This window comes from Nocardia sp. NBC_01503, assembly GCF_036327755.1.
In the GTDB taxonomy this organism is placed as follows: Bacteria; Actinomycetota; Actinomycetes; order Mycobacteriales; family Mycobacteriaceae; genus Nocardia.
In genome coordinates this window covers 7,873,506-7,892,036 of the sequence record NZ_CP109596.1, presented here as the reverse complement: position 1 = coordinate 7,892,036, position 18,531 = coordinate 7,873,506, and the positions used below count along the sequence as shown (strand labels likewise).

The following is an 18,531-nucleotide window of genomic DNA, read 5'->3' as shown; positions in this document are numbered from 1 at the left end:
AATCATCACATGGCGGATACCTCTGGTGGGCCCCTGGTGCGGGTCGCGGTCGCTGGTGCGAGTGGGTACGCGGGCGGTGAAGTCCTGCGTCTGCTGCTGGGGCATCCAGCCTATCGAAGCGGGCGCCTCGAGATCGGGGCGCTGACCGCCGGATCCAATGCCGGAAGCCCGCTGGGTGAACTCCAGCCGCATCTGCTGCCCCTCGCCGATCGGGTGCTCGGGCCCACCACCGTGGATGAGCTCGCCGGGCATGACGTGGTCTTCCTCGGCCTGCCGCACGGACAATCCGCCGCCATTGCCAAGGCGCTGCCCGAATCGACCGTCATCATCGACTGCGGAGCCGATTTCCGGCTCACCGACGGCGCGGCCTGGGAGAAGTACTACGGCACGCCCCATGCGGGCAGCTGGCCGTATGGTCTGCCCGAACTGCCCGGACAGCGGGACAAACTGCGCGGGGCGACCCGGATCGCGGTGCCCGGCTGCTATCCGACCGTCTCGAGCCTCGCGCTGGCACCGGCCATCGCCGCGGGCATTATCGAACCGAATGTGAATGTGGTTGCCGTGAGCGGCACCTCGGGCGCGGGCCGCAAACTCGATATCGGGCTGCTGGGCTCGGAGGTGATGGGCTCGCTGCGCGCGTACAGCATCGCGGGCGCGCACCGGCACACCCCCGAGATCGCGCAGAACCTCGAGGCCGCGGGCGGAGTCGACGTCGCGGTGTCCTTCACCCCGGTACTGGCCCCGCTGCCGCGCGGCATTCTCGCCACCTGCACCGCCCCGACGCGCGTGGATGCCGCCACGGCCCGCGCCGTCTACGAAAAAGCCTATGCCGATGAGCCTTTCGTGCACCTGCTGCCCGAAGGTGTACTGCCGCAGACCGGTTCGGTGCTGGGCTCCAATGCGGTCACGCTGCAGGTGGCCGTGGACGCCGACGCCGGACTGCTGATCGTGATCGGCGCGATCGACAACCTGGCCAAGGGCACCGCCGGCGCGGCGGTGCAATCCATGAATCTGGCTCTCGGATTCGACGAGACCGCAGGACTTTCCACCGTAGGAGTGGCACCGTGACTTCGCATATCGACGGCAAGCTGGTTCGGACCCAGGGCGTCACCGCACCCCTGGGCTTCCGCGCGGCCGGAATCTCCGCGGGTATCAAGGCCAGCGGAAAGCCGGATCTGGCACTGGTTTTCAGCGAGGGGCCGGAGTATTCGGCGGCCGGTGTCTTCACCCGCAACAAGGTCAAGGCCGCACCGGTGCTGTGGTCGCAGCAGGTGCTGAAAACCGGGCGACTGCGCGCGGTCATCCTCAACTCCGGTGGGGCCAATGCCTGTACGGGTCCGGGCGGATTCCAGGACACCCACACCACCGCCGAGGAGCTCGCCAAGGCGCTGAGCAACTGGGGCACCGAGACCGGGGCGGGTGAGATCGCGGTCTGCTCAACGGGTTTGATCGGCGACCGGCTGCCCATGGACAAGCTGCTGCCCGCCGTTACCGAAATCGTGCACGAGATGGGTGGCGGGCTGTCCGGCGGGGCCGAGGCCGCGCGCGCCATCATGACCACCGATACGGTGCCGAAAGAGGTTGCGTACCACCATAAGGACAAGTGGAACGTCGGCGGTATGGGTAAGGGCGCGGGCATGCTCGCACCATCGCTCGCGACCATGCTGATCGTGCTCACCACCGATGCCGTGGCCACCCCGGCGCAGTTGGACGAGGCGCTGCGCAAGGCTACCGGGCTCACCTTCGATCGCCTGGATGTGGACGGTTCCTGCTCCACCAATGACACCGTGCTGCTGCTCGCCAATGGCGCGAGCGGGGTCACGCCCGGTCAGGACGAGCTCGACGCTGCCGTCTTCGCGGTCTGCGACGATCTGGCTGAACAGTTGATGGCCGATGCCGAGGGCGTCACCAAGCGCGTGCATATCACCGTGCGCGGTGCGGTCAGCGAGGACGAGGCCCTGATCGGCGCGCGGGCGCTGGCGCGGGACAGCCTGGTCAAGACGGCGTTCTTCGGTTCGGATCCGAACTGGGGCCGGGTGCTCGCGAGCATCGGTATCGCGCCGATCGAGCTGGAGCAGGACAAGATTTCGGTGTCCTTCAACGGGCATCCGGTGTGTGTGAACGGTATGGGCGCGCCCGGTGCGCGCGAGGTCGATCTCTCCGGTGCGGATATTCAGGTACTGGTCGATCTCGGCCTGGGTAGCGGTGAGGCGACCATTCGCACCACCGATCTCTCGCACGGATACGTCGAAGAGAATTCGGCCTACAGCTCATGAGCTCGGTGCGGGAACAGCTTTCGGCCCTGGACAAGGCGCATGTGCTCGCCGACGCGCTGCCGTGGCTGCAGAAGTTCCGGGACAAGATCGTCGTGGTCAAATACGGCGGCAACGCCATGATCGACGATGAGCTCAAGCGCGCGTTCGCGGCCGACATGGCATTCCTGCGCACCGTCGGCGTACATCCGGTGGTGGTGCACGGTGGTGGGCCGCAGATCAGCGCCATGCTGAAAAAGCTTGGTCTGCAAGGGGAATTCCGCGGCGGCTTCCGGGTCACCACCCCCGAGGTGATGGATGTCGTGCGCATGGTGCTCTTCGGTCAGGTCGGCCGCGAGCTCGTCGGATTGATCAATGCGCACGGGCCGTACGCGGTCGGTATCTCCGGTGAGGACGCGCGACTGTTCACCGCGACCCGGCGCACCGTGACCGTGGATGGCGCGGCCACCGATATCGGCCTGGTCGGCGACGTCACCGAGGTGAATCCGGACGCGGTACTGGATCTCATCGCGGCGGGCCGGATTCCGGTGGTCTCCACCATCGCCCCCGATTCGGACGGCGTGGTGCACAACATCAACGCCGATACCGCGGCGGCCGCGCTCGCCCAGGGCATCGGCGCGGAGAAGCTCGTCATCCTCACCGATGTCGAGGGTCTGTACACGAATTGGCCGGACCGGTCCTCGCTGACCACGCGCATCGACAGCGATGAGCTGGCCAAGTTGCTGCCGAGCCTGGATGCGGGCATGGTCCCCAAGATGGAAGCCTGCCTGCGCGCCGTCGAAGCCGGCGTGCCCACCGCGCACGTCATCGACGGGCGGGTACCGCATTCGGTGCTATTGGAGCTGTTCACCGGGGAGGGCATCGGCACCATGGTGACCCCCGCGGAGAGTTCGAACGGAGTGGAGTCATGAGCACAGCCGATCTACAGCAGCGGTGGAACTCCGCGCTGATGAACAATTACGGCACCCCCAAGGTGGCGCTGGTGCGCGGCGCGGGCGCGGTCGTCTACGACGCCGACGGTAAGCGCTACCTCGACTTCCTCGGCGGTATCGCGGTCAACAGCCTCGGGCATGCGCATCCGGCGATTCTGGCGGCGGTCACCCAGCAGTTGGGCACGCTCGGACATGTCTCGAATCTGTATGCGAGCGAACCGGTTATCGAATTGGCCGAGCGGCTGCTCGCGCACTTCGGCGACGGGCAGGGACGGGCGTTCTTCTGCAACTCCGGGACCGAGGCGAATGAGGCCGCGTTCAAGATGGCGCGGTTGACCGGTAAGACCAAGATCGTCGCGTGTGACGAGGCGTTCCACGGCAGGACCATGGGCGCACTGGCTTTGACGGGCCAGCCCGCCAAGCGCACCCCGTTCGAGCCGATGCCCGCGGGCGTCGTCCATGTGCCCTACGGTGATTCGGCCGCGCTGGCCGCCGCCGTCGACGATGACACCGCCGCGGTATTCCTCGAACCCATGATGGGCGAGAGCGGTGTGGTGGTGCCGCCCGCCGACTATCTGGCCGAAGCGCGCGCCATCACCAAAGAGCATGGCGCACTGTTGATTCTGGACGAGGTGCAGACCGGGATCGGGCGCACCGGGGCGTTCTACGCGCATCAGGCGGCGGGCATCGTGCCCGATGTGATCACCCTGGCCAAGGGGCTCGGCGGTGGGTTGCCGATCGGTGCGGTGCTGGCGCAGGGACCGGCCGCGGAGCTGTTGCAGCCGGGTATGCACGGCACCACCTTCGGCGGTAATCCCGTCTGTGCCGCAGCGGCTTTGGCCGTGCTGCGCACCATCGACGAGGAGGGGTTGCTCGCGCACGTCGAGAAGATCGGGAAGATGATCACCGACGGTATCGACGCGCTCGACCACCCACTGGTCGACCATGTGCGCGGTGCGGGTCTGCTCATCGGTATCGAGCTCACCGCCGATGTCTCCGCGCAGGTCGAGGCGGCGGCCCGCGAGATCGGTTATCTGGTGAATCCCGCCAAGCCCAATGTGATCCGGCTGGCTCCGCCGCTGGTGCTCACCGAAACCCAGGCCGACAATTTCCTGTCCGACCTGCCCGGCATTCTCGATGCCGCGCGGGCCGAGGCCGAGAAGGAGCACACCAAGTGACCATTCGACACTTTCTGCGCGATGACGATGTGAGTCCCGCCGAACAGACCGAGATCCTGTCCATCGCAGCGGATCTCAAGAAGGCTCCGCTGTCGCTGCGGCCGCTCGACGGTCCGCGCGGGGTGGCGGTCATGTTCGAGAAGAACTCGACCCGCACCCGGTTCTCCTTCGAAATGGGTATCGCCCAGCTCGGCGGGCATGCCGTCGTGGTCGACGGCCGCGACACCCAACTCGGCCGCGAGGAGACCCTCGCCGACACCGGTCGGGTGCTCTCCCGCTACGTCGACGCCATCGTATGGCGCACCTTCGGCCAGGAACGCCTGGACGAAATGGCCGGAGCCGCAACCGTTCCCGTGGTGAACGCGCTCTCCAATGAGTTCCATCCGTGCCAGGTCCTGGCCGATCTGCAGACGCTGAAGGAGCGCAAGGGCGATCTCGCCGGGCGCAATCTCGCCTACCTCGGCGACGGCGCGAACAATATGTCGCACTCGCTGCTGCTGGGCGGCGTCACGGCGGGCCTGAACGTGACCATCGCCGCCCCCGAGGGTTTCGAACCGCTGCCGTGGATCGTCGATCTGGCGCAGAAGCGCGCCGCCGAGACCGGTGCGACCATCACCCTCACCGATGATCCGCGGTCCGCCGCCGAGGGCGCGGACGCCCTGGTGACCGACACCTGGATGTCCATGGGCCAGGAGGGCGACGGCCGCGACCGGGTAGCCCCCTTCCGCCCCTTCCAGGTGAACGCGGATCTGCTGGCCCGCGCCGCCTCGGATGTGACCGTCCTGCACTGCCTTCCGGCGCATCGCGGTGAGGAGATCACCGACGAGGTCATCGACGGCCCGCACAGCGCGGTCTGGGACGAGGCCGAGAACCGCCTGCACGCCCAGAAGGCCCTGCTGGTCTGGCTGCTGCGCCAACACGACCGAGGTGAGGCGTGACCAGCGGCGACCGCCGCTCTCCCGCAACGGTTTCCGGCAAGTCGGGTGCGGCCGTAGCCCGCACCCGCGCCGGTCGCCAAGCCCGAATCGTGGCCATCCTCTCCCAGCACGAGGTCCGCAGCCAATCCGAATTGGCCGCCCTCCTGTCCGGCGAAGGCATAGACACCACCCAGGCCACTCTCTCCCGCGACCTGGACGAACTGGGCGCGGTCAAGCTGCGGGCCGCCGACGGCGGCGCCGGAGTCTACGTAGTCCCCGAGGACGGCAGCCCCGTCCGCGGCGTAACCGGCGGCACCGAACGCCTGTCGAAACTATTGGGCGACTTACTGGTATCCACCGACGCCAGCGGCAACATAGCCGTCCTGCGCACCCCACCCGGCGCAGCCCACTTCCTGGCCAGCGCCTTGGACCGAGCCGCCCTCCCCGAAATAGTCGGCACCATCGCAGGCGACGACACCATCGCCGTCATAGCCCGAGAACCCCTCACCGGCGCCGAACTGGCCGCCAAAATAGAACACCTCGCCTGAACCGCCCGTTCGGTACTCAACGGTCTATTTCGAGTTCGACACAAACCTGGCCTGCGGGTAATACCTTGGTATTATCGTATTCTGCCGTGGAGTATGAATGGTGGATCGCGTCAGGATTCATCGCTTGGGAGGCGGAACAATGACCGCGATGTATGAACCGAAGCCCGGCGAGGGTCCGCAAGAGATCCTCGATTCCCTCGTGTACGACGACAGTGCCGATGCACCCCCGCTCCCGCCCACTTCCGATGAGATCGAGCGAGGCATGGTCACCACCTCGCTCAAACTCCCGAAGGAGTTGCGCGACCGAGTTCGCGAAGCAGCCGCCGAGCACTGCATCACCCCCTCGATGCTCATTCGCCAATACATCGAAATGGGGCTTGCGGGTGAACAGCCCGGCCGCATGATCCCTCTCTCCGACGCGATCCGAGTGCTGAGCAGCCTCCGTCCCACTGCTTGACCGGTACCCGGTGTGTCGGGGTGCGAAGTTCGATTCCGCCGAATAGTTGCTGTATGGATGCCATAAGATGCTGCGCTGAAGGAGGATGGCGTGGCTATCGAATCGGGTGGGGTATCCGGGCAGTTGGAAGTGGGTCCGGATGAGGTGCGGGCGTTCGGTCATTCGGCGTATCGGATGGCTGAGGAGTTGCGGTCTGGGTCGGAAGGGCTCGATCGGGAGGTCGCCGGGCTGATGAACAGCTGGAAGGGTGCGGCGGCTACCGCGTATGGCGGCGGGTGGGACGAGATGCATCGCGGTGCCGTCGAGGTGTGGGACGCGCTCTTCGAGCTTGCCGCCAAGCTGGGGGTGACCGCCGAAACTTATCGCGACACTGACGCCGAATTCGGTGCCGCCGTGAACTCGCTGGAGTTGCCGTGAGCACTCCCGGCGGCTATTCGGTCGACCTGACCCATTTGGATGAGACGACCGCGCGCATCCGCGCATTCACAGGCTTCGTCAGCGTCCATTTGGCCAGTCTCGACGAGATGGCGAAGACGCTCTCGGCGACCTGGTCGAGTGAGGCCGCCACCGCCTACGGGCTCGCGCACCGCGAATGGTCAACGGGCGCACAGGAAGTCCGCGATGGACTGGACGCGCTGGAATCCGCGGCCCGCACCGCCCACAGCAACTATCAGGGCGCGATCGCCGCCAATCTCCGCATGCTCGGCCGGTGAGATGAGCCAGTCGAATGCGCGGCGGCTGCCGTGGTGAACGTCGACTTCGGAGCGTATTACGCGGTCGGCAGAGCCTGTTTCGGCCTCGATGACGCGCTGCAAACCGCTTTTCTCGCCGAGACCAGGGCCATGGCCGACTGTGGCGCTATGGCCGGAGTCGATGAAACCGGTGCCGCATGGGGTCGGAAGTATGACCTGCGCGCGGCCGAGGTACTCACCATGGTCTCCGACCTCGGCAATGGCCTGCAAAAACTCGGCAATGTGATCGTGCGGGCGGGCTACAACCACTATCTGGCCGACTACGACAGCATTCTCGATTCGACGGTCCCGCCCGCGGCGATGCCCGCGGGCCCAACCCCCGCATGCCTGTATTACGGTGCCGCGCCGTCGGCGGGCGGCCCCAGCGATGGCCTTCGCGAAGCGGCCGACTCCCTGATCCGCTTGGCCGACAAAGTCGGCATAGACATCCCCGACGGCAACACCGACAAACTGCAAACCGCTGCCGAAGCCTGGACCCGCCTGCGCACCGCCCACACCGCCGACCTGGCCTCGGTCCTGAAAAACGCCGCGGCCGTAATGAACCGCAATGACGTCGAAGACGCCCAAGAGTTCACCCGCAGACTCCTCGACCTCCAAGACGCCATGGACGAGATCCTGAGCGCGTGCGGCGAACTGGCCCAACTCTGCACCACCCACAAAACGGATCTCGACCACCTCCGCGGCCAAATCCTGCACGGCATCCTCGTAGAACTCTCCTGGGCCGTAGCCGGCGAACTAACCATCGCCATAGCGTCGGCCTGGTTCACCTTCGGCATCACCGCGGTCGTAATGACCGGCGCAACCGCCGCCACCGTAACCCGCTACGCCCTCCGCATAACCGAAGCCGTCCGAGGCTGGCGCGACGGAATAGCCACCGCCCGAGCCCGTTTCGCCCTCCGCGACCTGAGCCGCTCCCGCCGAAGTATCGACGAGGCGAACCGGCTCGAACCTGAGGCCTTCAAACCGTCAACGCGGCCGAAACCTGTTGTAGCGCAAATCAGTCTGCGCGAGCAGTTGGATGCGGCGACCACCTGGCCTCGCGGAAACCTTCCCACCCAAGGCGGTCCACCCAATGGGTACCTCGCCAAGCGAGATTCGCAGGGAAATATCACCCACTACTCGTATTACGATGCCGATGGAGTGGCTACCAAGCGTGTAGATCTGACCGGTAGAGCGCATCTCGACAAGGCAACCGGTCAATATATTCCCACTCCGCATGTCGTAGACGTTCGGCGAAATGTCAATCCGGCCACCGGCGAGATTTTCGGTCAAACCCTCCCCAATAGTGTCAGACCTGCACTCCCCGAGGAGATTCCGTAGTGAGTGACAATTCGAAGGGCTCTGGCCTCGAGGCCGCGCTGGACGCCTCGCGGAGTTCAGATGCCATGATCAGGGTCGCGGCAATCATCGAACTCGGTGATTACATCGAACACCCGGAGGCGCGGAAGCGGCTCGAGGAATTGATGGATGACGACATCGTCACCATTGAGGTCGACGCGGCGGAAGTGCTCGTGAAAGTCGGCGGGCCATCCGGATTGCTGTCGGTATTGGACGTTTTGGGACGGCGCGAGGACGATCCGGACGTCGACTACATCGCCTACATGCTGCAGAATCTCGACTCCGGTGGTGAACTCCCCGTTCTGGCCATCGCATCGTCGATCGACGATGACCGTCTCTCGGCCGCGGCTCGAACAGGGCTCGCGAATCTGCGACGGCTGATGGGTCGATGAACGCCGAGGCCCCGTCCCGTTAGCCCGCGAGTGTGTACTCAGGGCGGTGGTATGTCTGGTTTACCGCCGTGGGTGCACACTCGCCGGGTGGATTGGCGCGGACCGTTGGGTTAGGAGTTGGTGGGGAGGGAGTGGTGGAGGGTTAGCCACTGGTCTGGGTGGACGTAGCCGACGACCGTGTCGGGGGTGATGCCGGCGGTGGAGAGGGCGCGGTCCAGGTGGCGGTAGTGGGGGCGGAGGGAGGCGCGGACTGAGCCTCCTATGCCGGTGAAGCCCAGGGCCACCAGGGTTTTGAAGGCTTGGTGGTTTTCTACCAGGGGGTGGGGGCGTCGGCGGAGTTGGAGGATGGCCGCGTCTACCAAGGGGATGGGGCGGAAGTTTTCGCGGTTGATTCGGGCGTGGAGGGTCCAGGTGAAGCGGGGCCAGGTGGTGACGGTCAGTTCGCTCCAGCGGCCGTAGTCGCCGGTGCGTTTGCGGGCGTACTCGCGTTGGGTGAGCAGGGTGGCCGAGGTGAGGGTGGGGGCGGTCAGGCACCAGTTCACGATTGCGGCGGTTGCCGAGAAGGGGATATTGCCGACTACCGCGAAGGGTTCACGTGGTGGGGCGGCTTTGGTGAAATCGCCTCGTACCACCTGTATTTCAGGGCTTTCCCGGGTTCGCGCCGCGAGCTTGCCCGCCAGCAGCGGGTCGATCTCATAGGCCGTCACCCGTGCGCCGCGTTCGGAGAGCGCCCGGGTTATCGCGCCTTCGCCCGCGCCGGGTTCGAGCACCAGACCGGTCGGACTCGCCGTCTCGACAATCAGGTCGATCGCATGGCGATCCACCAGAAAGTTCTGCGAATACTCTCGCCGGGCTCGATCGCGCGGTGTTCGACCGCCATTGCCGATCTTGCCCTGGGTGTGGGAGAAGTTCCCGTAGCCGGATGTCCGGGAGGAAAAGTTGTGCGCCACTGTGCAATTGCCCTTTCGGGTCTTCGAGATGGATAGGTCTCGAAGGGCCCTGGGCGCGCCGGTGGACGCGGTGGGGTTACCTGCGTCCGCTAGCGGGCCAGAGCCCGGGCGGAACGCACGCGTACGAAGCAGTAGGACGACATGAAGGTCACCTTAGAAATCCGGTCCCGGTCTCGCAAACGATTTATCAGCGCCACTCCGAGTGGAGGTGTCAGGTGAGTAGAGCGCGGACCAGAGCACGAATCCTGGTGCGGGTGGCGGTGTTCGGACCTGTGGAGGGGAGTGCACGGCCTGGGGTGTCGAAGTGTTCGGTGAGGAGGGTGGCGGTTTGGGTGAAGGTGGGGCCGGTGGGCCAGGAGGTGGGGGTGTCGAGATCCGCCGCAGCGTCGGCCGCATCGGCGAGTGCGCGATAAGCCCCGTCTTCGGCGCGGGATCCGCTGGTGATTCGTATCGTCTTCATATCCGCGGTGATTCGGATTCGACCGCCCGCCTGGCTTGCAGGAATCGATGGCGCAATTCGGCTACTGCCTCGGCGGCGTCCGGCCCACCGGTGACTCGGATTCGGCGGGCAATATCGTTGACCGGAGCGAGGTTTCGCCCGGGTTCGGAATCGGCCATGCGCACCGCGATGCGCGGATCGGTCCGCCACCTGGGCGGGACGGTGCCGACCACGAGATGCAGTGTCGCATCGGTCAACTCGGCGGGGACGAATCCGGCATCCTCGAGATCCAGCGGTTTGTCGACATGAAGCACCACCAACTGAGGAATCCGCCACGGGGCGAGCAGATCCGCCGCCCAATCGCCCGTGAGCCGATACTCGGCCCGCGCTCGGGTGGCGGCATCGATACTCGACTCCACCTGCCGCAATCCGGGTTCCAGTGCGTACCAGCCGAGAGGCGGGAGCGGCCGGAGTGGTTGACCGGTGCAGAGGTCGAACACCGCGGCCGGGTCGGTGACCTGCCATCCGGCAGCGGTACGCAGCGTCAGCCCGTCACGATCGGTCTCGGCGAGGACCTGGGACACTCGCGCCTGAGTAGCGTGGATCGCGTTCGCGATCTCGGTCTGCCGCATCGCGTCGGGATTCTCGAGCAGACAGCCGAGGGTAGCGGCCTGTACGCGCGCTAGTCGAGCGGTCACACTGCAAGTATGAATTTTCGTCGACCTATCGGCAATAATTTATACCTAATGGTCAGATCGGTTGTGTGTGACGATATGGGCCGTGCCCACCCCCGGTTATGAATGGGATTGCATCATCGTGCATAATCATTTGCAGGACGCCGGGGGAACCGACCTACACGTATCTAATCGAGGAGCACACGGACTATGACCAAGCGCGTCGTACTCGCCTACTCCGGCGGGCTGGACACATCGGTCGCGATCAGCTGGATCGCCAAGGAAACCGGGGCCGAGGTGGTCGCGGTCGCGATCGATCTGGGCCAGGGTGGCGAGGACATGAACGATGTGCGCCAGCGCGCGCTCGACTGCGGCGCCGTCGAGTCGATCGTGGTGGACGCGCGCGACGAGTTCGCCAATGAGTACTGCCTGCCGACCATCCAGTCCAACGCGCTGTACATGGGCCGCTACCCGCTGGTCTCCGCGATCTCCCGGCCGCTGATCGTCAAGCACCTGGTCGAGGCCGCCGAATACCATGGCGCGGACACGGTTTCGCACGGTTGCACCGGTAAGGGCAACGATCAGGTCCGCTTCGAGGTCGGCATCGGCGCCCTCGCCCCCGATCTGAAGGTCATCGCCCCGGTCCGCGACTACGCCTGGACCCGCGAGAAGGCCATCGAGTTCGCGGCCGAGAACAAGCTGCCGATCAACGTCTCCAAGAAGTCCCCGTTCTCCATCGACCAGAACCTGTGGGGCCGCGCGGTCGAGACCGGATTCCTCGAGGACCTCTGGAACGCTCCGACCAAGGACGTCTACGACTACACCGTCGACCCGACCGTCAATTTCGAGGCCCCCGACGAGCTCATCGTCACCTTCGACAAGGGTGTCCCGGTCGCCATCGACGGCCGCCCGGTCAGCATGCTCGAGGCCATCACCGAGCTGAACAAGCGCGCGGGGCGCCAGGGCGTCGGCCGCCTCGATATGGTCGAGGACCGGCTCGTCGGCATCAAGAGCCGGGAGATCTACGAGGCCCCGGGCGCGATCGCCCTCATCACCGCGCACCAGGAGATGGAGGCGGTCACCATCGAGCGTGAGCTGGGCCGCTACAAGCGGCAGGTCGAGCAGCGCTGGGGCGAGCTGGTCTACGACGGCCTGTGGTTCTCCCCGCTCAAGCGCGCCCTGGACGCCTTCGTGCAGGACACCCAGCAGCACGTCTCCGGTGATGTCCGGATGGTGCTGCACGGCGGCAGCGTCGTGGTCAACGGCCGTCGCTCGGACGAGTCGCTGTACGACTTCAACCTGGCCACCTACGACGCGGGCGATACCTTCGACCAGTCCCTGGCCAAGGGCTTCGTGCAGATCCACGGCCTGTCGTCGAAGGTTGCGGCGCGTCGGGATCTCAGCAAGAAGTAGTAGCCTGCGACCGGGACTCGACCGGCCTGAGGAGGCGCCCATGCGAACCGATGACGACAGTTGGGACATCACGGAGAGCGTGGGCGCGACCGCCATCGGCGTCGCCGCCATGCGGGCCTATGAAACCGATCGCGCGGACGCGCTCTTCCATGATCCGTATGCCGCCAAGCTGGTCGAGGCCGTCGGTTCGGAGAACTGGACCGCGATGCTGCGGGGTACTCGCGAGGATCCGCGCGAGCAGGGTGGTTCCTTCATCCAGGGGGTGATGGGCTACTTCCTGATCGCGCGCACCCTCTATTTCGACAAGTACTTCGCCGATGCGATCGAGGTGGGCGTCCGCCAGTTCGTCATTCTGGCCTCGGGCCTGGATGCCCGCGCGTACCGGATGCAATGGCCTTCCGGCAGTGTGGTTTTCGAACTGGATCAGCCGAGAGTGCTGGATTTCAAGGCGAAAGCGCTGGCGGCGGATACTCCGGCGGTCGATCGTCGTGAACTACCGATCGATCTGCGCCAAGATTGGCCGAAAGCCTTGCTGGACAAGGGGTTCGACCCGACCCGGCCGACCGCCTGGCTCGCCGAGGGTCTGCTCCGCTACCTCCCCGGCGACGCCCAGGACCGGTTGCTCGGGAACGTCGCCGAACTCAGCGCCCCCGGCAGCCGGATGGCGCTGAATATCGGCACCGGCGAGCGCGCGCTCTCCGACGAATTCCGTAAGCGTCGCGCGGAAGCCTTGGCCGAGGCCGGAATTCGCGTCGACCTGGAGCAGCTCTGGTATCCGTGGGAGGGCCGCACCGACCCGCGGACCTGGTTCGCCATGCACGGCTGGCTGGTGCGCGAGGGTGATCCGGCCGCCCTGCTGGAAGACCGCGGCCGTACCGTCGTCGAGGCGGCACTGCCGGATTTGAGCACACACATTCTGATGACCGCGATACGACCGCGAGGAGACGACACGCTATGACCGAGGGCGGCAGCACGAACGAGGGCGCGCTGTGGGGCGGACGATTCGCCTCCGGCCCGGCCGCGGCAATGGCGGCGCTGAGCAAGTCGACCCACTTCGACTGGGTGCTCGCGCCCTATGACATCCGCGCGTCGAAAGCCCATGCGCGCGTGCTGCACAAGGCCGGACTGCTCTCGGCGAGCGATCTGGAGGCCATGCTCATCGGACTCGATCAGCTCGCCGCCGATGTGGCCTCGGGAGCATACGGTCCCGCCGATTCCGATGAGGACGTGCACGGTGCGCTGGAGCGCGGTCTGATCGAGCGCGTCGGCACCGAGCTCGGTGGCCGCCTGCGCGCCGGTCGTTCGCGTAATGACCAGGTCGCCACCCTGTTCCGGATGTGGCTGCGCGACGGCGTGCGTCGCGTCGCCGCGGGTGTGCTGGATGTGGTCGATGCCCTCGTCGCCCAGGCCGCCGCGCATCCCGATGCCGTCATGCCCGGCAAAACGCACCTGCAGGCCGCGCAGCCGGTGCTGCTCGCGCATCATCTACTCGCACACGCGCATCCGCTGCTGCGCGATATCGACCGCCTGCGCGATTGGGACAAGCGCGCCGCCATCTCGCCGTACGGTTCGGGCGCACTCGCCGGTTCCTCGCTGGGCCTGGATCCCGAGGCGATCGCCGCGGACCTGAATTTCGATGCGGCGGCGGCCAATTCGATCGACGCCACCTCCTCGCGTGACTTCGCCGCCGAGGCCGCGTTCGTGCTGGCCATGACCGCGGTCGACCTCTCCCGCATGGCAGAGGAGGTGATCATCTGGAGCACACCGGAATTCGGCTACATCACCCTGGCCGACGCCTGGTCCACCGGCTCCTCGATCATGCCGCAGAAGAAGAACCCGGATGTCTCGGAGCTGACGCGCGGTAAGGCCGGTCGCCTGATCGGTAACCTCACCGGCCTGCTCGCCACGCTCAAGGCACAGCCCCTGGCGTACAACCGTGACCTGCAAGAGGACAAGGAACCGGTCTTCGATTCGGTGGCCCAGCTCGAGCTGCTGCTCCCCGCCATCGCGGGCCTGGTCTCCACCCTCACCTTCCACACCGACCGCATGGCCGAGTTGGCCCCGGCCGGTTTCACCCTCGCCACCGACATCGCCGAATGGCTTGTCCGCCAGGGTGTTCCGTTCCGCGTCGCGCACGAAGCGGCGGGCGGCTGCGTCCGCGCCGCCGAGGCCCGCGGCGTCGGCCTGGACGAACTCACCGATGCCGAATTCGCCGCCGTCGACCCGGCGCTGACCCCGCGGGTCCGCGAGGTCCTCACCGTCGAAGGCTCCATCGCCTCCCGTAACGCCCGCGGCGGCACCGCCGGAATCCAAGTCGCCAAGCAGCTCGAAGAGGTCCGCTCCACCGCCGCCGAACAGCGTACTTGGCTCGGCTGACCTGCCGAAAAACCCGTAGCCGCCGTGGAATACGGCGGCTACGGTCATGTTCATGTCCAGACGCGAGCAGCGGTTGCGCGCCGAGATCCCACCGTTCCTGAAGGCGTATGGCCGCAGCTCGCGGCGGCGCAACGGCATGGACCCGAACGATCGGCACTATGACCGCGCCTTCGAACAGAAGATCAAACGCCTGGATCCGCGCGACCTCGACTGCCTCATGAACGAGACGGGCGAGGGCGACGATGAGCGCTGATCGACGCGGATTCCCTTATCCGCGGCGGTAATTCATATGTTTGGAGGCCGGGACCGCCGCGCGTCCGGCGTTCCGCACCCGACCGCCGATCGGCTGCCGATCGGCGGCTTTACCGCGCCGCTCACGACGCGAGAGCGGACGTTCGGCGGGAGTGACGTCGTGCGAATGCGATTCGGAATTCGAAGGATGGGCAGGCATAGGTCCTCCTGAGGGGATGCGTGACCGACTCACCGGAGGCGGCCGGTCAGTACGGGTACATGCCGCGAGGCGGCGGGAATCGGCGTTCAGTGCCGAACAGCGCGCGAAGGTACGCGGAGACGAGAGCTCACGGTGCGCGGCGCGAGGCGCTCAGAAGTGCAGTGGCATCCACATGCGGATCAGGTTAACCAGACCGCGGACGCTCGCGCATCCCCTTTTTCGCGGAGTGTGATCGCGGCGTGTACCGCTCGGCCGGTTACGCTCCGGCAATGACCTTGCTGCTGCTGGGATTGGCCATTGCCTGCGAAGTGACGGCGACCGTCTCGCTGAAGATCTCCGAGGGATTCAGCAAGCTGGCGCCCTCGATCATCGTGGTGCTCGGGTACGGGGCGGCGTTCTGGTTCCTGTCGCAGGCGCTCAAACGCGGGATGGCGATCGGCGTCGCCTACGGCATCTGGTCCGCGGTCGGTGTGGTGGCGGTATCGGTGATCGGGGTGCTGTTCCTGGACGAGCGGCTGACCCTGGTGCAGGTGGGCGGGATCGGACTGGTGATCGCGGGCGTGCTGGCGCTGGAACTCGGTGGGGCGCACTGAGACCGCGCCGCGAAAGCGGGTGGCGACCCGGTGTGGGCCGCCACCTGGATCTCAATCCTCCACGCGCAGTACATATCCCGCTTCGGCGAGTGCGTCGATCACCTCGTCGCGATGCGTGGGGCCGCGGGTTTCCAGGGTGAGCATGACCTCGACTTCATCGATCGCGAGCCATGCCCCGGTGCGGGAATGGACCACGTCCAGGACGCTCGCACCGCTGCGGCCGAGTTCGGCGAGCAGGCGGCCGAGGCTGCCCGGACGGTCGGAGATGGTGACGCGGGCGGCGAGATAGCGGCCCGCCGCGCTGAGGCCGTGGCCGATGACACGGGTCAGCAGCAGCGGGTCGATATTTCCGCCGGAGAGTATGGCGCACACCGGACCTCGCAGGTCGAGCTCGGCGAGATCGCAGGCCATGAGCGCGGCCACCGCCGCCGCCCCGGCCGGTTCGACAATCAGTTTGGCGCGTTCCATACAGAGCAGCAGCGCCTTGGAGAGGGCATCCTCATCGACGGTCACAATGCTCGGCGCGCATTCGACAATGTGCTCGAACGGCACTTCGCCCGGAAGTCCGACGGCGATACCGTCGGCCATGGTCGCCATCTGTTCCAGGCGAATGGGTTTCCCGGCCTCGATCGAGACCGGCCAGGCGGCCGCACCCTGGGCCTGCACCCCGATCACCCGCACCCGGGGCGCCAATTGCTGTAGCGCACCGGCGATTCCGGCGAGCAGCCCACCGCCGCCGGTCGGGACGATCACCGTCCCGACCTCGGGCAGCTGTTCGAGGATTTCCAGCGCCACCGTCCCCTGCCCGGCCACGATATCCGGGTGGTCGAACGGATGGACCAGCGTGGCCCCGGTCTGCTCGGCGAATTCCCTTGCCGCGGCGAGTGATTCCTCGATGGTCTCGCCGACCTGATGCACGGTCGCCCCATATGCCTTGGTGGCCACCAGTTTCGGCAGTGCCGCCCCGACCGGCATGAACACCGTGGATTCGATACCGAGCGAGGTCGCCGACCAGGCCACCCCCTGTGCGTGATTGCCCGCGCTCGCGGCCACGACACCGCGCCGCCGTTCGGCCTCGGGCAGATTCGCGATCCGGTTGTACGCCCCGCGCGGTTTGAACGATCCGGTGCGCTGCAGGTTCTCGCATTTGAGCCACACCTCATGCCCGGTGCGTTCGGCCAGTACCCGCGAGGCCACCACCGGGGTCCGGCGAATCACCGGTGCCAGCAGGGTCGCCGCCGCGTCTATCCGCGCGATCAGGTCCATGGCGGCCATGCTGCCAGTTGGCAGCGGAACTGTCGCGTATCGCGCGGACCGCCCGGCGAATATCGCCGCCACGCGTGGGGACCGCGCGTGATTCGAAATCCCCGACCCGGGCGCCCATGCACGCTATCTTTCTGGCGAATCGCGCTGACCTGCGACGATGTGCCAATTTGAGCAGTGGGAGAGGAAAACTGTGCCGAAAGCAGTGCAGCTTCTCGCGGCCGCCGTCATCGCCTCCGCGGTGAGTGTCATGCCGCTGGGCACCCCGACCGCCGCGGCCGCCATCTCCAGCTGCTCGGGCGGTGACTTCCGCTGGACCGCGGTCGACGGCGCGATCACCATGCAGCCCACCCTGCTCACCTTCACCTCGGTGGGCCGCCTCTGGGACTGCACCGGCCCCGCGAATATCTCCGGCGGCACCTTCACCGGCGTTCACATCGCCTGGTCCGACTGTATGCACCCCGCGGACGGTCCCCTCACGGTCAATATCACCTGGGACAACGGCGAGGTCAGCACCCTCTGGGGTCCCTGGCCGGTCGGCATGTCCCAACCCACCATCGGTCCCATGGAGGTGATCGACGGTTATGGCAAGGGCAGCCATGTCCGGGTGGTCGCCACCTACGAAATGCTGGAACCGGATATGGTCATGGGCTGCGTGAACGGCACCGGCGTGAAGACCGGCCCCGGCAGGCTCTCCGCCACGCTGCTGTAGGAATTCCGGGCTGAATCGGCGGTTCGGGGCGGAGCGCCGACTTTTCACGGTTGTGACACAGCCGACCGAGAAAGTGAACACGGGAAACATAGCGTGGCGCTATGCCCCCACGCCGACGCTCCGCCCTGCTGGCCACGCTGGTGGTCGACCAACCGGGTCGCCCGCAGATCATTCTCGGTGAACTGCGCCGCGTCATCCTCGACGGCGCGGCTCCGCCCGGCACCGTGATTCCGCTGCGCGAGATCGCGGAACTCTTCGGCGTCAGCCATATTCCGGTCCGCGAGGCGCTCAAAACCCTCATCGGCGAGGGACTGGTCACCCATGAACAACACGCCGGATACACCGTCGCCCAGTTGACCGCCGCTGAACTGCGCGAAATGTATGTGGTGCGACAGACTTTGGAGGAGGCCGCGCTGGCGCTGGCCGCGGTCAACGCCTGCGCCGACGACCGTGCCGCGCTGGTCGCGGCGAACACCCTGCTGGAGAAGGCGATTCACGAAGACGATTCGGTGGCCTACCACCGGCATTCGCGCACTTTCCATCTCGCCCTGACCCGGCCGTCGCGCATGTTCCGGCTTGTGCACATGCTGGAGGCGGCCTGGAATGTCACCGAACCGGTACAGCCCATGGTCCATGTGTCACAGGCGGATCGGGAGCGCCTGCACGGCGATCACAACCTCATGCTGGACGCCTTCCTGGACCGCGATGTCGATCGCCTGCTGTCCATCGCGCGCCGTCACCACCTGCGCCTGGAGCAGGTGATCTCCACGCTGCCAACCGATATCGGCCTGCTGATGCCCCAGGAAGATATATCGATCCCGCAATAAGCGGGCAATAGAGGTGCAACGGAAGGGCAATAGCCCGTTCCTACTT

Annotated in this window: 23 protein-coding genes; 18 read left to right on the top strand and 5 right to left on the bottom strand. The window is 66.4% G+C overall.

Annotation, left to right across the window (positions count from 1 at the left end; all coding sequences use genetic code 11):
* Positions 1–9 precede the first annotated feature (9 nt).
* The 11 genes from argC (at position 10) to OHB26_RS36380 (ending at position 8,787) form a co-directional block, all read left to right on the top strand.
* Complete coding sequence (argC, locus tag OHB26_RS36430) at positions 10–1,068, top strand: N-acetyl-gamma-glutamyl-phosphate reductase (RefSeq protein ID WP_330181783.1); 1,059 nt, start codon at positions 10–12, stop codon at positions 1,066–1,068.
* A complete protein-coding gene (gene argJ / locus OHB26_RS36425; RefSeq protein ID WP_330181782.1) occupies positions 1,065–2,276 on the top strand; it encodes a bifunctional glutamate N-acetyltransferase/amino-acid acetyltransferase ArgJ in 1,212 nt (403 codons plus the stop codon). The genes argC and argJ overlap by 4 nt, the downstream gene beginning before the upstream one ends.
* The gene (argB, locus tag OHB26_RS36420) at positions 2,273–3,184 is read left to right on the top strand and encodes an acetylglutamate kinase (protein WP_330181781.1); all 912 of its coding nucleotides are present in this window, start codon (positions 2,273–2,275) and stop codon (positions 3,182–3,184) included. Before argJ ends, argB begins: the two co-directional genes overlap by 4 nt.
* Positions 3,181–4,383, top strand: a complete 1,203-nt coding sequence (locus tag OHB26_RS36415; protein WP_330181780.1) for an acetylornithine transaminase — start codon at positions 3,181–3,183, stop codon at positions 4,381–4,383. The genes argB and OHB26_RS36415 overlap by 4 nt, the downstream gene beginning before the upstream one ends.
* Positions 4,380–5,321: an ornithine carbamoyltransferase gene (argF, locus tag OHB26_RS36410; RefSeq protein WP_330181779.1), complete on the top strand. Its 942-nt coding sequence runs from the start codon at positions 4,380–4,382 to the stop codon at positions 5,319–5,321. Before OHB26_RS36415 ends, argF begins: the two co-directional genes overlap by 4 nt.
* A complete protein-coding gene (locus OHB26_RS36405) occupies positions 5,318–5,848 on the top strand; it encodes an arginine repressor (RefSeq protein ID WP_330181778.1) in 531 nt (176 codons plus the stop codon). The genes argF and OHB26_RS36405 overlap by 4 nt, the downstream gene beginning before the upstream one ends.
* Before the next feature lie 97 nt (positions 5,849–5,945).
* Positions 5,946–6,305, top strand: a complete 360-nt coding sequence (locus OHB26_RS36400) for a CopG family transcriptional regulator (RefSeq protein WP_330181777.1) — start codon at positions 5,946–5,948, stop codon at positions 6,303–6,305.
* A gap of 90 nt (positions 6,306–6,395) precedes the next feature.
* A complete protein-coding gene (locus OHB26_RS36395) occupies positions 6,396–6,722 on the top strand; it encodes a WXG100 family type VII secretion target (RefSeq protein ID WP_330181776.1) in 327 nt (108 codons plus the stop codon).
* Positions 6,719–7,018: a WXG100 family type VII secretion target gene (locus OHB26_RS36390; protein ID WP_330181775.1), complete on the top strand. Its 300-nt coding sequence runs from the start codon at positions 6,719–6,721 to the stop codon at positions 7,016–7,018. Before OHB26_RS36395 ends, OHB26_RS36390 begins: the two co-directional genes overlap by 4 nt.
* A gap of 30 nt (positions 7,019–7,048) precedes the next feature.
* Positions 7,049–8,377 carry a polymorphic toxin type 24 domain-containing protein gene (locus OHB26_RS36385; protein ID WP_330181774.1) on the top strand — a complete coding sequence of 443 codons (1,329 nt, stop codon included), beginning with the start codon at positions 7,049–7,051 and terminating at the stop codon, positions 8,375–8,377.
* On the top strand, positions 8,377–8,787 hold the full coding sequence (locus tag OHB26_RS36380; protein ID WP_330181773.1) for a HEAT repeat domain-containing protein: 411 nt from the start codon (positions 8,377–8,379) through the stop codon (positions 8,785–8,787). The genes OHB26_RS36385 and OHB26_RS36380 overlap by 1 nt, the downstream gene beginning before the upstream one ends.
* Before the next feature lie 110 nt (positions 8,788–8,897).
* On the opposite strand, the gene erm is transcribed toward OHB26_RS36380, so the two are convergent.
* The 3 genes from erm to OHB26_RS36365 form a co-directional block, all read right to left on the bottom strand.
* Positions 8,898–9,674, bottom strand: coding sequence for an ErmE/ErmH/ErmO/ErmR family 23S rRNA (adenine(2058)-N(6))-methyltransferase (gene erm / locus OHB26_RS36375; protein WP_442943063.1), 777 nt, complete (start codon positions 9,672–9,674; stop codon positions 8,898–8,900).
* Positions 9,675–9,948: 274 nt separating this feature from the next.
* The gene (locus OHB26_RS36370) at positions 9,949–10,197 is read right to left on the bottom strand and encodes a hypothetical protein (RefSeq protein WP_330181771.1); all 249 of its coding nucleotides are present in this window, start codon (positions 10,195–10,197) and stop codon (positions 9,949–9,951) included.
* On the bottom strand, positions 10,194–10,874 hold the full coding sequence (locus tag OHB26_RS36365; protein WP_330181770.1) for a hypothetical protein: 681 nt from the start codon (positions 10,872–10,874) through the stop codon (positions 10,194–10,196). Before OHB26_RS36365 ends, OHB26_RS36370 begins: the two co-directional genes overlap by 4 nt.
* 186 nt (positions 10,875–11,060) lie before the next feature.
* Between OHB26_RS36365 and OHB26_RS36360 the strand changes: the two genes are divergently transcribed.
* From OHB26_RS36360 to OHB26_RS36345, 4 genes are read left to right on the top strand one after another with little or no spacing between them, the layout of a single operon-like run.
* On the top strand, positions 11,061–12,263 hold the full coding sequence (locus OHB26_RS36360; RefSeq protein ID WP_330181769.1) for an argininosuccinate synthase: 1,203 nt from the start codon (positions 11,061–11,063) through the stop codon (positions 12,261–12,263).
* 40 nt (positions 12,264–12,303) lie between these two features.
* Positions 12,304–13,221 (top strand): class I SAM-dependent methyltransferase, encoded by a 918-nt coding sequence (locus OHB26_RS36355; protein ID WP_330181768.1) that lies wholly within the window; start codon positions 12,304–12,306, stop codon positions 13,219–13,221.
* Entirely contained in the window at positions 13,218–14,639 is a 1,422-nt protein-coding gene (argH, locus tag OHB26_RS36350) for an argininosuccinate lyase (RefSeq protein ID WP_330181767.1), read from the top strand. Before OHB26_RS36355 ends, argH begins: the two co-directional genes overlap by 4 nt.
* A 52-nt stretch (positions 14,640–14,691) precedes the next feature.
* Entirely contained in the window at positions 14,692–14,892 is a 201-nt protein-coding gene (locus OHB26_RS36345) for a hypothetical protein (protein ID WP_330181766.1), read from the top strand.
* 15 nt (positions 14,893–14,907) lie between these two features.
* On the opposite strand, the gene OHB26_RS36340 is transcribed toward OHB26_RS36345, so the two are convergent.
* Entirely contained in the window at positions 14,908–15,090 is a 183-nt protein-coding gene (locus OHB26_RS36340) for a hypothetical protein (RefSeq protein ID WP_330181765.1), read from the bottom strand.
* Between the two features lie 269 nt (positions 15,091–15,359).
* On the opposite strand from OHB26_RS36340, the gene OHB26_RS36335 reads away from it, so the two are divergent.
* A complete protein-coding gene (locus tag OHB26_RS36335; protein WP_330181764.1) occupies positions 15,360–15,683 on the top strand; it encodes a DMT family transporter in 324 nt (107 codons plus the stop codon).
* Positions 15,684–15,734: 51 nt separating this feature from the next.
* On the opposite strand, the gene ilvA is transcribed toward OHB26_RS36335, so the two are convergent.
* Positions 15,735–16,958 (bottom strand): threonine ammonia-lyase, encoded by a 1,224-nt coding sequence (ilvA, locus tag OHB26_RS36330; protein WP_442942801.1) that lies wholly within the window; start codon positions 16,956–16,958, stop codon positions 15,735–15,737.
* A 181-nt stretch (positions 16,959–17,139) separates the two neighbouring features.
* On the opposite strand from ilvA, the gene OHB26_RS36325 reads away from it, so the two are divergent.
* Both OHB26_RS36325 and OHB26_RS36320 read left to right on the top strand, forming a co-directional pair.
* Positions 17,140–17,658 carry a hypothetical protein gene (locus OHB26_RS36325; protein ID WP_330181763.1) on the top strand — a complete coding sequence of 173 codons (519 nt, stop codon included), beginning with the start codon at positions 17,140–17,142 and terminating at the stop codon, positions 17,656–17,658.
* Between the two features lie 101 nt (positions 17,659–17,759).
* Complete coding sequence (locus tag OHB26_RS36320) at positions 17,760–18,485, top strand: GntR family transcriptional regulator (protein ID WP_330181762.1); 726 nt, start codon at positions 17,760–17,762, stop codon at positions 18,483–18,485.
* Positions 18,486–18,531 lie beyond the last annotated feature (46 nt).

What these genes read in the sequence shown, in the direction of transcription:
- OHB26_RS36415 (WP_330181780.1), top strand. Translation starts at nt 3,181, where the DNA reads ATGAGCACAGCCGATCTACAGCAGCGGTGGAACTCCGCGCTGATGAAC.
- OHB26_RS36400 (WP_330181777.1), top strand. Translation starts at nt 5,946, where the DNA reads ATGGTGGATCGCGTCAGGATTCATCGCTTGGGAGGCGGAACAATGACC.
- argC (WP_330181783.1), top strand. Translation starts at nt 10, where the DNA reads ATGGCGGATACCTCTGGTGGGCCCCTGGTGCGGGTCGCGGTCGCTGGT.
- OHB26_RS36345 (WP_330181766.1), top strand. Translation starts at nt 14,692, where the DNA reads ATGTCCAGACGCGAGCAGCGGTTGCGCGCCGAGATCCCACCGTTCCTG.
- OHB26_RS36335 (WP_330181764.1), top strand. Translation starts at nt 15,360, where the DNA reads ATGACCTTGCTGCTGCTGGGATTGGCCATTGCCTGCGAAGTGACGGCG.
- ilvA (WP_442942801.1), bottom strand. Translation starts at nt 16,958, where the DNA reads ATGGCCGCCATGGACCTGATCGCGCGGATAGACGCGGCGGCGACCCTG.
- OHB26_RS36355 (WP_330181768.1), top strand. Translation starts at nt 12,304, where the DNA reads ATGCGAACCGATGACGACAGTTGGGACATCACGGAGAGCGTGGGCGCG.
- OHB26_RS36340 (WP_330181765.1), bottom strand. Translation starts at nt 15,090, where the DNA reads ATGCCTGCCCATCCTTCGAATTCCGAATCGCATTCGCACGACGTCACT.
- OHB26_RS36370 (WP_330181771.1), bottom strand. Translation starts at nt 10,197, where the DNA reads ATGAAGACGATACGAATCACCAGCGGATCCCGCGCCGAAGACGGGGCT.
- argB (WP_330181781.1), top strand. Translation starts at nt 2,273, where the DNA reads ATGAGCTCGGTGCGGGAACAGCTTTCGGCCCTGGACAAGGCGCATGTG.
- OHB26_RS36320 (WP_330181762.1), top strand. Translation starts at nt 17,760, where the DNA reads ATGCCCCCACGCCGACGCTCCGCCCTGCTGGCCACGCTGGTGGTCGAC.
- OHB26_RS36360 (WP_330181769.1), top strand. Translation starts at nt 11,061, where the DNA reads ATGACCAAGCGCGTCGTACTCGCCTACTCCGGCGGGCTGGACACATCG.
- argH (WP_330181767.1), top strand. Translation starts at nt 13,218, where the DNA reads ATGACCGAGGGCGGCAGCACGAACGAGGGCGCGCTGTGGGGCGGACGA.